We start from the raw sequence: 12,881 nt of genomic DNA, 5'->3' as shown, positions 1-12,881 counted from the left end.
CTTCTTGCTTAGAGAGGATGGCTTCCTTAACTTCTTCAAGTTGTGCGGAAAGCTCTTCAATTACTCCTTCTAAACTATTTCTCTTTTTTTCAAAGTAGCTTCTAATAAAATAAGAGCCTCCGTATACTGCTTTGCTCCACTTGTAAGACGCTCTTGATTGCTTTTAAATCGCTCTAAATCATTCTTTTTTATTTGGAGCTCTAATCGTTTATTATCAACACTATATTTCGCTGTCCTAAGAGTTTCGGTTGTTTCCTTTAGTTTTTCAATACTTTCTTCCCATTCGCGCTGTGTTTGATCAATTCCGTGCATCTCGCTAAAAATTCGAAATCGTTCTTCTGGATCCATGACGGCAAATTGATTAACCTCTTGTTGGTACCAAATCAAATAATAGGCATCAGGGTCGATTTTATATTTGTGGTGTAGACTTTGCTTATAAGCAGAAAAATTTAATTGCCGATCACCTGATGTATATTTATCGGTATGCTCCCATTGATCAATTTCCTCACCAGTTGAGATCGAATATTCTTTTTTTATCGGTTGTCCTGGCTCTTGAACCATTCTTAATGTAAATTGAATGAATGTGGCAGCATCAATTTTCACCTGTCCTTCATTTTTAAACACAAGAGAAATTTGGGCTTTCCAGGTTTGATCACTTAATAGATTCCGAGATTTTAATCCTCCCACATCTACTTTGGATGAATATAGTACGGCCCCCAAGCAATACGTAATTGTCGACTTTCCTGAGCCGTTTGGACCTGTAATCATAATATGTTCGTCTCTTCCGGATAAATCAATCTGTTCCGGCCGATAATCACGAATACCTGAAAATGACACTCTCCAAGGTATCATTGAGTTTCTCCTTTCTTATACAAATTGTAACGCTTGAAAAATTTCAATACTTCCTCTTTGTTCAACTGATTCGACTGACTGAATTCTATTGTTCTGCGCAAGAATGAATCTGAAAATAGATGCACTCCGATAGCTGTCAGCTGAAAAGCTCGCTCAGATGAATTCGTTTCATAATCTTCTATCGCACCAATTTTCTTTAAAGGATCTATATTAACAAGAACCCTTTGGTTTGCTTTTTTCGTTTCATGGCCGAGGGCATCTAGTAATTGGTCAAATAGAGTAAATTCATGCTGCAAAACCTCTTGCTGGTAAAACATATAAAGTAAAATCGCTAAGCTTTCTCTTGATAAGGTGTTACGCGCAGATTGAGCAGATACCCTCATTAACACTACGACTTGATCACGCTTTTCATCATAAATCAATTGAAAATAACGACTGACTGCTTGATTGACTCTTGTCATGAAAGAGGTAAACTGCTCGTCATCTCCTGAAATACCAAGCTGTTTTTCTACCTCTTTACGAGATAAGCCGAAATTTCCAGAGCGAATTGAAGCCGATGAAGAGAAAAGAATATTCATAAACGTTAGCTCCTCTTCCTGAGTTAAAATACCCCTAATTGACTGCATGACATTTAATGGATTAACATTAATCTCTTCAATAGCCTCATTCGGATTTTTCGTCTTTTTTGCCTTCTCTTCTCCGTTTAACAATGTCTGATCTATCTCCATCCTTCATCCACTCCCATTTTTTATCGAAAACCTTACGTTCTCTCTTTTGTTCATCCTTTGTTATCGTGACTTTTTTATTCCCAACTAACGCTGAAACAGCTGTTAAAGCATTAATCGCATCACTCCACTGATCAGTCGTTGCTTCAATGATTACTTGCTCTAAAGGTGCTTCCTCCTGTACTTCAAAAAACGCTTCAATTGCTTTCGTATCAATCATGTTCTTCGTTAACAGCCAGTTAGTTTCTCCCATTAAGCTCTCCAGTTCTTCCTCTGACATTTCCTCGGTAGCATATTCTGGCTCTGCCTCTTCTTCCTTAATCGGATCAACTACTGGTTCATATGTCTCTAAATACTCAATCGCATCATCGATAGCAAATGAGGATAAAGGTGCAGCGAACTTCACAGGAATCCATAATCCGTCAATTGCCTCGTCCTCATATTGATTTTGCTCCATAAAGCTTAATAGTTGATGAGCATTAGGAATATCGGAATCAAGAGGAGGATCAAACATATTCGAGATGAAGGCACGGACTTTTTCAGGCTGAATAGTCGAGGTTAATGGTGTCTTTTGCATATTTGTGAACTTTACATATTTGTTGATCATCCCTAAGCTGAGATTCGTTCCTTCTGCCAGAACAGCGGTCCCTCTTTGCATTAAATCTGTTAGCACTAAGCTATCCTCAACTGTTTGAAATTGTCTATATCGTTCCTCAAGCTTGATTTCTAAATCCTTCATTAATTTGTGAATAATCTCCAGCTGAGGTAAAGCATTACGATCTGCAAGCAGTTCAAGTTCTCGCTCTCGTAATAGAGCAATCGCATTCTGCACATTTCGAATCATACTCGCAATTTTGTTTCCTCCTGAGATTCCGTTATCATCATAGGCTTCACTTATATCTGCATCACGTCTAGCCTGAAATAATGCTCGTCCGATATCATCGTTCATATAATAGGCAAGAGAATCATTGGCAAGGCGAATTAACGCATCCATCATCCGCTTTCCAACATCGCGCATTTTTATCCGTCTCGTTTGTTTGGAAATCCAATTATTTTTCACTAAAACATTGATAATTTGCTCCACTCTTTTTTTCGAAGGTGGCTCTAGATCATCATAACGATTCCGATAACGGTAATAGATCGTATCTATATTTTCAATCGGAGCATCCAATCCAAGAGCTTCTTCATTTAATAGTTGAATAAGTCTTAAAAATCTAAGAATTTCACCTGGCGTTTGAAAAAAATTTTGTGTTCCTAAATCACTTAAAACGCCTCCTAATGAAGAAATATCCTTCATAGACTGCATAATTTCCGGTGCTGATTCCGTTGATTTAAAAATTGAGATTAAGCCAGAATCCAGCTTTTCCACTGCTCCTCACCTCCCAATATTTGTTCTTGCTCCATTTTGTTATGCACTAAAAATTTCGTTAAAGTTTGCTCATACTGATCCCTGTCGACAGTCACTTGCTGGTCTGGTAACACCCATTTAATACCGAACTTGTTATATTGGTATACTACTCTGTGTATTTCTTTTGAAATGTGTAATCCGTCTAAATCGTAGTCACACCATATCATTATCTGTTCAACTTTGCTGTTAGATAAGATTTGTGAAATAGCGTTTTTGTGAGCGGAACGTAAATGCCCGTCAATGCATAAGATGAGTGAATTCGTTTCTTGCAAAAACTGCCCTGCGGCCATACGGGTCAGGATCGCACGGTTCTCAACCAACCAAAGTGTCTTCGCTTTTGTTTTATATGCTTCCGTCGCAATCGCTAAATGGGTTAAGGCATGAATTGCTCCCCAGTGATAAACAGCATACTTTCCGCTTAATTCCCCAGCAAAAAAGACCGGTGTAATTTGACCAAGACTTATTAAGCCTAGCTCATCCACCGGAATATTCGTCCATTTCTCTAAATGGTCGAGAAACTCTTGCTTATAGAAATCAAACTGCTTTGAACCGCCGATTGTTTGAAAATAGGCGGCTCCAATTTCCTTCCAGTCAAATTCCTCCTTCTGTAAAGATAATTGACAAAATGCGTGAACGAAGTGTAAATATTTTAGTCTTTTCCGCAATGGCCATGCTTTTGTAAAATAAAGAGATGAGTTTAATTCATTAGTTTTGATCTGATTGATCACCTTAGAGATGTTTTGCATCCCAAGATTTCTTTGGTGCTTATCGCTTTTGGACCCGCATATTGTTATGAGGTCGCTCTTAATGTTTAAAAATTCATTATGCGTTTGTTCCAGCTTTTGTTGAAGTTTTACCTGTTCATAATGATACAAACGAAACCCCATCCGATAATGGGATGTGCGCACCGTTTTTTCATCTTTCTCAAATCTTACTTCCTTTATAATCCAGCCTTGCTCTAGCCATTTAAAGGTCAGGCGCCCACGATCATCAAGGCTGACTTTTTTTCTAGGCGTAAAAGCAATACCCTCCAATTCCTGATCGATGAGCATTTCCTCTTTTTGTGGAGTTTGTATTGATAATATTAAGAGACCTAGAACTCGATAGGTTCTTTCAGAACGCTTGATCATTTTTACTTCTGTTAAAACATTCTCATTAGTAGGTTGTATCCACTCTAGCTCCTCCCCACTTTTAAGAATGAAATCTTTAATATATTTTAAGAGTGAATCTTCTATCATACCGATACCTCGTTTATTATTAGATATTCTTATTCTACCAAATTAATTGGATATTAGTTTAAGGGATCATTTGTATTTTTGGGGAAATGATGGTTTTAAAACAAGTGGACAGTTCTCTTGTTTCTAAACACAAGAACCATCCCTTTGTTTACCTTTGTTTCAGAGGAAATATCAATTTTTATTTTCACTAATTTTTTTAACAGCCCCATCCGCACCGTTCTCAAGCAGTGGTGTTTCTACCTCTGCACCTGAATGGTCTTCATTGCACTTTGGGGATTAATTTTGATTTAAGAAAGTAGGTCTCACCTGTTAAAATTGATTCGCACGTATGGATGGAGGCGAATTTTTTTCTGTTTTTATGGATTGGTTGGAACGCAATGGTAAAACGGTTACCTCTGTTTATTAAATGAGACTTTTTAGTTTGTATAACAGATTTCCCATTAACTTTTATTGTAATTTTAGAAAACAAGTCTACTATACTAATTGCCCTTGACTTCATTAATTAATCATTGGTTTATCCTTATACCTCAATATTTAAGTATCGGAATTCACTTTCCTGTGTTGGAAACTTTGAATAGTTTCTCCAACTTAATTCGTATGTACCTTTTAAATCAATTGCATTTTCCCTTCCGGATTTTGTTCCAGTTGATGCCTCTTTTTTCCACCGTAGTATTCCAGCAATTTTTCTACCCTCATATAACTGAAAATCCTTGTCTACAGAGTCATGTTTTATTGGTTTTTCCCAGTAACGATGATCATTGGTTAATAGAATTGAAAATCCAGTCCGATGTTCATAATCAATACAAAACGGTTCCAAACTCTTAACGTCTTTTAGAAAGTCATATCTACCTTGATCTTGAGCACCGTGATTTTTCAAATCAAATTGGGAACCGTCAATAGTAACAGAAAGTTTTTTAGTTTTATGTTTTAGTTGAATTAAAATCTCTTTGTCTCGGTCTTTAATCCATAGATCAATTTTTGTTCCATTTATTATTTTATTCGCTTCACACTTCATACCTTTGCTTTGTATAATCTGTAAAAGTGATTCTTGAAAGTCTTTTTCCGATCTAAAAAGAGCTCTTTGACTAGATAGTGTTTCTATTATAGTTTCAAGATTAAACATTATTTTCATCCTTCCTTTTATCCTTAGAGAAAGTCATTTTATTGTATGTATCCTCATTATAAACAACATGGTATACCATTTTTGGCACACCCTAGTGTTTATATGTCGCAGCCATTTTCTCGATTTCTTCGTTTATTTCTTGAACTAATGATGTTGGTGATAAGACTTTTACATAGCTTCCCCAGCCAAGAATCCATCCTTTTAAGCCCATGCTTTGTTTTGCTTTTGCCTTTAAAATGAAGGTGTTGTTTTCACCTTTTCGGATATCAGCATCAATACCAAATTTATCAATGACACCATTTAAAACAAGTTGATTTAACGTGAATTGTAAGGTGATCCATTGGTCTTCTCCACCAAACATGTGAAAAGAATTATGTACATATGTGCTGATGTCTTGTTGTTTTTTAACAAAGCGATTTTCGGTAACAATGACATTTCGCATGCGGTCCAGACGATAATTTCGAGGATTACTTTCTGGGCTTTGATCAATATCTTCACCGATTAAATAGTAAAAATCCGACTCCCAAATTAACGCAAATGGTTTAATTTGATAGTTTTTAGCATTGTGGCGTAATTGGAATTGTTTATGTATATCAAAGTCACCATATTGGAATGTAATCATTTTGCTTTCTGAAATGGCTTTATGGATTTTATCAATATGCAATTTAATTAATTGATAGTCTTGATTAATGGACTGCTGGTATACAATTGGATCTGGCAGCGTTTTGGCCACATGCTTACTCGTTAATTTCTTGACGTTTTTCACAATGTTCTTTTTCTCTTCTTCTGTAATGAAACGTGCTGATAAAATTGGGTCAATAAGCAATCGAAGCTGATAGCTTTCGAATAGCCGGTCTTGATGGCTATAATAGATTTCACCATATTTTTCGACGTTTTCGATGATATCAAAGCCTGTTGCCCTTAATGTTTGGATATATCTTTTTACTGTTTTTGCATCTGCTGTGCATTCCGGAATTTCTATTTTTAGCTTTTCTACTAATTCTTTAATGGAAAACTGTTTGTTTTCGTCTGTATCTCGAAGAAAGATTTCTTTTAAGGCTAGTAATCTTCTACCTGTTTTTGCTTCACTCACATGATCACTCCATAATTTGGTTAATAGTTACCTATCATTTGGTTACTCATTTTCATAAGGAAAAATCAGGAATTGGGACAGATCACCTGTCCCCATGTCCCTCATTGATAAAGAAAAGCTCCGTGTTTTTTACTTTTTCGCCTGTTATTTGTTCCCAGGCATTTTTGTAGAATAGGAGCTGGTCTTGGTAGTAGTTCCGTAGCTGGGCAAAGTCGGCTTTGTCTACCGGGTTGTCTGTTTTGTAGTCGACAATGGTCCATTCTCCGTTTATTTTATAGATCAGGTCGATGATTCCTTTTACTTTGTATGGATGTTTTTCTCCATTTGGTGACTGAATGAGTTTGTACAATGGGTCTTCACTGTCCACTTGAAGCATGAAAGGAACTTCCGGTAGTACATTGTCAGCGATTTGTAAGTCTGCCCAGATTGGCAAGTTTTTAAATGTTTCTATGATTTGGTTTATTTCTTCTGCTTTTTCGGCTGGAACTTTGTACGTTTTTAATAAAGAAGAAATATAATTTGTCACGTCATGACCTTTGACAACTTTTTCAAGCACATGATGGACAATGGTTCCCCAGTCTTTTCCGCCGCCAGCTTCTCTTTCGATGGAGACTACGCTGGAGTAGTCTTTGTCTTTTGTTGGTGACCAGTAGTCAAATGATCGTTGTTTGCGATGTTCGAGCCATCTTGTCATGCCGACTGTTTTCGCCTGGTAGTCTTGTAATGAAATTTCCTCGATTTCTTCTTGTGTACTTTCGATTATCTCATCAAGACTCACAAATTCTTCAATATTACTTATTTCAAATAATGTGTTCCAAGGGTTTTTCTTGTCATTCTTTGCACTGTAACTGCTTATGATCGCTTTTTCGGCGCGTGTTGCTGCTACATACAGAATGCGAAGCTCTTCTTCGACTAAATAACGCAGTTCCTCCTGCTTAAAGGTATCCCAATTGATTGGCAGAGCCAAGTCTTTTGATTGAAAGCCGTTGCGGATCGAAAAAGAAAAATAGCCTTTTGATGCATCATCTTCTCGTTTAATATGTTGAAATAAAAACGATTCTTGGGAAACAAGTTTTGCCGGATGGGCTAAAAAGACAATCGGTGCTTCTAATCCTTTTGCTTTATGCACATTCATCACTCTTACACTATTGGCATCTTCTTCAATATTAAGAACCGTTGTTTTGTTATGAATGCTTTCCATTAGAAGCTGACATATTTGTTTATATGTTGATGTACCAGTTGATTCTTGATGACGAATATGCTCAATCACCTGAAGTAAGCTTTTGTAAGCACGTTTATTGCGGCCATTTTTAATGAGCAACGGATAAAACCCCACATCGTCAATCATTTTTTCAATTGCAATGGTAGGTGAAAAAGTGCGGACCCACTTTTGATAGGTTGTTAGCTTTGTTAAGGCACTTGCAAACTTCTCCTTCAATGGTTCTGATAAACCTTCAGTAACATCACTATAAATAGAGAAAATTCCACCGGCTTTTTTCCATTGATATAATTCATTGTCACTAAATCCAAAGAAGACTCCACGTAACGTCGCAAGAAGAGCCACTGTATCTGTTGGATCAACAAAGGTTTGCAGTAAAATGCTGAGTTCTTGAAACTCTCTTGTTTCGCCAATGATGACTTCACCACTAATGCTGACAGAAATTCCACTGTCTTCAAGTGTTTGTGCATATGTCGCCATTCCGTCATTGTATCTAGTTAAGACCATGAAATCACGAGGGTTGTAACCTTGTTGAAGCAATGATGAGATTGCCTTGGTGATGTTGCGGGCATCTTCTGCAATAACTTCATCTTTCTTTGAAAAATCTGCTGATACTGTTAAAGACTTAATACCTGATAGACCTTTCCCATCATCTTCGTGAAACGAATTTAACGGTCGGTATGCTGCTTGATAGACTGTTTCCTGTTCAGGTAAGTGCTGAACAAATACACTGTTCAATTTATTCGTTACCGTGTCCACCGTTCTAAAGTTCATCGTTAATTGCAGGACTTCTCCACCATGTTCTTCTATTAATTGCTTTACACGGTTATATGTATCAATATCGGCACGGCGGAAGCGGTAAATTGCCTGCTTAGGATCACCCACAACGAACAATGATCCTGTTTTAGGTGTACATTTTGTCCACACTTTTTCATCCAAATCCGTGCTTGTTAAGTAAAACATCATTTCCGCTTGAATCGGATCTGTATCTTGAAATTCATCCACTAACAGATGAGTATATTTTTCTTGAAAATACCCTCTTACTTCTGCATTGTCTTTTAAAAGTGTTGTGGTATGTAGCAATAAATCTTGAAAGTTTAATAGTGATCTTTCCTTTTTCAAGTTGCTATACATGCTAGTGGCTTCTTGCAAAAACGAAACAACTTTAGGATGACAATACTCTTTCCACTGTTGTAGAAGTGGTAGAATCGTTGTCTCTACATACTCTGTTAGTTTTTCTTTATAAAATTTTGCATCTTCCTTTGAGTGCCAACGATTTAGTGTTACGTTTAGCTTTTTATTAAACAATTCAAATTGAGCAATGATGTCTCGATTGTTTGATGGATTAATAAAACGTTGCTTTTGCAGGGCAGTGATGATGATTTTCTGTAATGCATCATACCCCTTTGGCGGTTCTTCTTCAGGTACGGATCGAATCGCCTCTTTTACGATATTCATTAATGAATGATACGCAGATTGTAAATCAGGCTTTTCAATTTCTTCTGTCACCCATTCAACATCTGTATATTGTCTCATTTGACAGAGACTCTCGTATAAGTCATCCACTTTTATTCCAAGTTCGTTTATTTCAGCCAGTAGAGGAGACTGGTCTGTTTGAGCTTTTTGGAGAAATAACTGCCAGGATTCTTCTAGTAATTGTATATCGTCGGCTTCTTCCATTTCTTTGAATGAAATATCTAAGGATGCTTCGATTGGCCGTTCACGCAAAAGCTTTGCACAAAAGGAATGAACCGTTCCTAAAAAACAACGGTCGATATTTTGCAGGGCTGTTTCTAAACGATCTTTAATAACTGCATCTTTCTCCATTTTCCAGACAGCTTCAAGCTTAGATTGGAAGCGCATTTTCAATTCATCTGCTGCTTTTCGAGTGAAGGTTATTGCGACAATGTGTTTGATGTTACATGTGTTCGTATAAATGAGTTGTACCATTCGTTCAACAAGGCTTGTTGTTTTTCCCGAACCTGCTCCTGCTTCGACAAGAACATTAGTATTCAGTTCATGTTTGATTTTATCCCGAGCGGCCTGATCAATTACTTTATTAGTCATGTGCGCGTACCCCCAAAAATTGACGTAAAGGTTCATATGTTTTGTCACTTCTCTTGGCACTTAGTGTTTCCTCGTCATAGAAGTGTCGTTGACAAACAGATTTATAGTTGCAAAATTTACAGTCATTTTCATCATCAGTCATCGTGAAAATCCCTTGTGAGACTAACTCAATTAAATTTTCCAGCAGCGTTAATCCTTGTGTACGAACTGTCTCATCCTGCTTACGTACAAAACGTTGAGCAAGCCCTTTAACTGTTGGAAAATAGTAAGCACTTTCCTCGACTGCACCAGTTTTTAGCTGAAGATGCTGTTCAATTGCTAAGGCATAGACAAAATGCTGGAGCTGTCGGCCTCCTTTGAACATTCCATTCGTACTATAGCCGTATGTGCTTCCCGTTTTATAATCGACAATATGATATGTACCAGAGCTTGTTTCATCAACACGGTCAATTTTTCCGGCAATCTTCATGCTTTGACCTGATGGTAACGTTATTTCGGCTGCTTCAAATTCACCAACACCAAATGTGTACTCAAAATGGAGAGGTTTGTAGCTTTCACAATGCTGCTCTTCTTCTTTTAAGAAGATTCTGCAGCATTCGATAATGTCAGCTGATTCTAGTTCATACACCCGCTCATTCGGTGGCTGAGAAATTTCACGTTGCACTTGGATATGTTCGTTTGCAATCACCAGAATGGTTTCTTCATGATGAATAAAAGATGGCTTTGCTTCAATTGATTGCAATGTTTTATAAAATGTTTCAAAAACGCTATGTAATAAGCTGCCACGAGTTGCAGCGTCCAACCATTTATTAGGGTTAAAAGCTATTTCTTCAATCGGTCGAACTCCTAACACTTCACTTAAAAAGTAGGAATAAGGGCATTTCGCAAGTGTTTCTAATCGACCTGCTGTCATGGAACGTTCTTGATTGATACGTGGATCAAACATAGCTTGATCGATGCTAATTTTCCCGTCAAATTCCGTAAACATCATTTCTTCACGTGCGTTCATTGCTTTGATTCCTGACTCTAAGTGATAAAAATGGGATAAAACATCACCCTTTACGTTCACTTTTTGTTCTGCGGTGACTTTTTGTGCCCAATAATCCTGTTCATTTATAAGCTCTTCAGCAACATAGGAAGATGGAAGTTTGGCTACATCTTTAAAATCTGCGTCATGGTGCCCACTTGTCATTCTGTAGGCTTGTAAAAAGACATGTGCGGGATGAACAACCCGGTTATCGGTTACAGCAAAATTACAATAACTTAGTGATACATGTCCCTCTTGTTGTGCAAGTAATTGAACGAGATGATAAAGATTTTCTTGACTTTTATGTTCGTTAACATTCAAGCCTTTACCTAAACGATTCCTTTCCGTATCAAGTAGTAGTGGGTTTTCGTTGACACTACCGGGAAATTTCCGACTATCCAGACCAACTATATAAGCAAAATGGCGTGCTTCATATATTCCACGTTCGTAAGAAGTAACATGGAGATGACCCGGCTTGGCACTTGACTTTAGTACATTAATACTTAGTAATAAATCTTTCATCTTTTCAAAAACTTTAAAACGTGTCAACGTTTCATCACAATATGGTAATAATTTTTCAACTTCTTCAAGCAGTTCTGTTTTCGCAACTTGATCAGCGGCTGAAGATGTTCGGCAATAATGTTTGAGTACATAGGCAATTGCTTGTAAACATTCTCGATAATTCAACTCATTTTTATAGTCAGGTAAGTTTTTTAACAATTTTACAAACCATTTTTGCATAGTGATTAATTGATTCATTTTTTCTTGATAATATTCTGCCTTTTCTTCATCTGTTGCTTCATGTTGTTTTAGTTCAAGGCGGTTTATTTCTTCCGTCAACTGACTTATGTAACGCTTTTTATCCCAACCAATACTTGCATCGCGAAGAATCCTTGTCATTTTCACACCTGATGGCATGTCTTCCTCCAGATTTAGCAGGCCTTCATGTATTAAATCAAGAAACACATTGACACTATAATTTGATGACATCCACTGTAATATCCCTGCTATTAACCGTCCTGGACGAGTTGTTAAAACTGGTAAACCTTCGCCAAATGTAATCGGGAGTTCGGTTTTTTGTGATAAATGGTAAAAGTGAGTTACGTACGGTTCACGATTCGTGTAATAAACCACATGCTTATCAAGTTTCGCTTGGGATTCTTTTATTTTATAGAGAATCTGCTTTATTTCCACTTCCTCAGTTTTAGCTGTAAAAAGAGTGACATTTTCTGTCTCTACTTTGTGTTCCAAGTCATAAAGATAGCTTAATGGAGTAGGTTCTCCCCATTTAATCGACCGAAGATTTGACCTTTCCGGTACATTCACACCTAACACTTTCTGCAGAGGCAATTTATATGTATGGTCTGGTAATAGTGTATAGAGAAATTCTTCTTCTAATTGAGATAAAGATAGATTCGATTGAAGAATATAAACCCGATTTGCTGTTTTGATTGCATATTGTGTTGCCAATCGAAGAGTTTCGGCATAATCTGTCATTTGATATGTATGTAAGAATACTTCATATTGTGATAGTAACAATTTCATATCTTTCCCTTTATCTGCTGTCAGAAAATCGTCAGTGTTTAAAGTATCACTCGTATACCCAGCCATTCGGAGTGTATGGAGTATCTGATACATCGCGCGACTAAATGAGGATGTTATTTCCATATTTTTAAAATATGTTAATGAATGATTTTCTTTTAATTGAGATAGAATGGTATACACGAATTGAGATCCAATCGTATCAGTAACTACTTCTTTTTGATTAGGGTGGTGAAGTTCGATTAATTCTTCGGCGAGATCTGTTACTGTTTTAAAGGTTACATTTATGGCCCTGTGTCCGAGATCTGTAAATGCCTCTAAAATATGTGCACCTACTGTATAAGAATCAACAAGAATTATTTTTTCTTGGTAAGGAAATTTCGTATTAATAGTAACTAATTCTTTCATCAATGAATTCATTCTACTTCCTCCTTTTACAAGTTCCCCTATTATTTTACACTTTTTCCATCCCTTTATGGTAGGTTTGTCTTGTGATGAATGATCTATTATTGAATAGGCTTTAAATATCCAGTTTATTCATGGGTTGTTATTCCTGATTTTAGTATAAACAAAAGGGTGTACCAGTT

Annotated in this window: 8 protein-coding genes; all 8 read right to left on the bottom strand. The window is 36.8% G+C overall.

Annotation, left to right across the window (positions count from 1 at the left end):
* Positions 1–69 precede the first annotated feature (69 nt).
* The 8 genes from AC0L8O_RS09870 to AC0L8O_RS09835 all read right to left on the bottom strand — a co-directional run bounded on the left by AC0L8O_RS09870 (position 70) and on the right by AC0L8O_RS09835 (position 12,714).
* Entirely contained in the window at positions 70–852 is a 783-nt protein-coding gene (locus AC0L8O_RS09870; RefSeq protein ID WP_473447725.1) for an AAA family ATPase, read from the bottom strand.
* Positions 849–1,478, bottom strand: a complete 630-nt coding sequence (locus tag AC0L8O_RS09865; protein WP_473448816.1) for a hypothetical protein — start codon at positions 1,476–1,478, stop codon at positions 849–851. Before AC0L8O_RS09865 ends, AC0L8O_RS09870 begins: the two co-directional genes overlap by 4 nt.
* Before the next feature lie 37 nt (positions 1,479–1,515).
* A complete protein-coding gene (locus AC0L8O_RS09860; protein ID WP_473447723.1) occupies positions 1,516–2,946 on the bottom strand; it encodes a hypothetical protein in 1,431 nt (476 codons plus the stop codon).
* Positions 2,922–4,223, bottom strand: coding sequence for a DUF2399 domain-containing protein (locus AC0L8O_RS09855; RefSeq protein WP_473447721.1), 1,302 nt, complete (start codon positions 4,221–4,223; stop codon positions 2,922–2,924). The genes AC0L8O_RS09860 and AC0L8O_RS09855 overlap by 25 nt, the downstream gene beginning before the upstream one ends.
* Positions 4,224–4,743: 520 nt before the next feature.
* Positions 4,744–5,346: a hypothetical protein gene (locus tag AC0L8O_RS09850; RefSeq protein WP_473447719.1), complete on the bottom strand. Its 603-nt coding sequence runs from the start codon at positions 5,344–5,346 to the stop codon at positions 4,744–4,746.
* 91 nt (positions 5,347–5,437) lie between these two features.
* Positions 5,438–6,439 (bottom strand): helix-turn-helix transcriptional regulator, encoded by a 1,002-nt coding sequence (locus AC0L8O_RS09845; protein ID WP_473447717.1) that lies wholly within the window; start codon positions 6,437–6,439, stop codon positions 5,438–5,440.
* Between the two features lie 82 nt (positions 6,440–6,521).
* On the bottom strand, positions 6,522–9,725 hold the full coding sequence (locus AC0L8O_RS09840) for a UvrD-helicase domain-containing protein (protein WP_473447716.1): 3,204 nt from the start codon (positions 9,723–9,725) through the stop codon (positions 6,522–6,524).
* Entirely contained in the window at positions 9,718–12,714 is a 2,997-nt protein-coding gene (locus tag AC0L8O_RS09835; RefSeq protein WP_473447714.1) for a PD-(D/E)XK nuclease family protein, read from the bottom strand. Before AC0L8O_RS09835 ends, AC0L8O_RS09840 begins: the two co-directional genes overlap by 8 nt.
* Positions 12,715–12,881: the final 167 nt, after the last annotated feature.

The organism is Metabacillus sp. KJ11-3 (assembly GCF_055808295.1).
The sequence above is the reverse complement of the archived record's forward strand: the minus strand, read 5'-3'. Positions and strand labels throughout refer to the sequence as shown.

Bases quoted from the DNA above. Each gene is read 5' to 3' on its own strand.
- AC0L8O_RS09835 (WP_473447714.1), bottom strand. From the start codon at position 12,714: ATGAATTCATTGATGAAAGAATTAGTTACTATTAATACGAAATTTCCT.
- AC0L8O_RS09855 (WP_473447721.1), bottom strand. From the start codon at position 4,223: ATGATAGAAGATTCACTCTTAAAATATATTAAAGATTTCATTCTTAAA.
- AC0L8O_RS09840 (WP_473447716.1), bottom strand. From the start codon at position 9,725: ATGACTAATAAAGTAATTGATCAGGCCGCTCGGGATAAAATCAAACAT.
- AC0L8O_RS09870 (WP_473447725.1), bottom strand. From the start codon at position 852: ATGATACCTTGGAGAGTGTCATTTTCAGGTATTCGTGATTATCGGCCG.
- AC0L8O_RS09850 (WP_473447719.1), bottom strand. From the start codon at position 5,346: ATGTTTAATCTTGAAACTATAATAGAAACACTATCTAGTCAAAGAGCT.
- AC0L8O_RS09865 (WP_473448816.1), bottom strand. From the start codon at position 1,478: ATGCAGTCAATTAGGGGTATTTTAACTCAGGAAGAGGAGCTAACGTTT.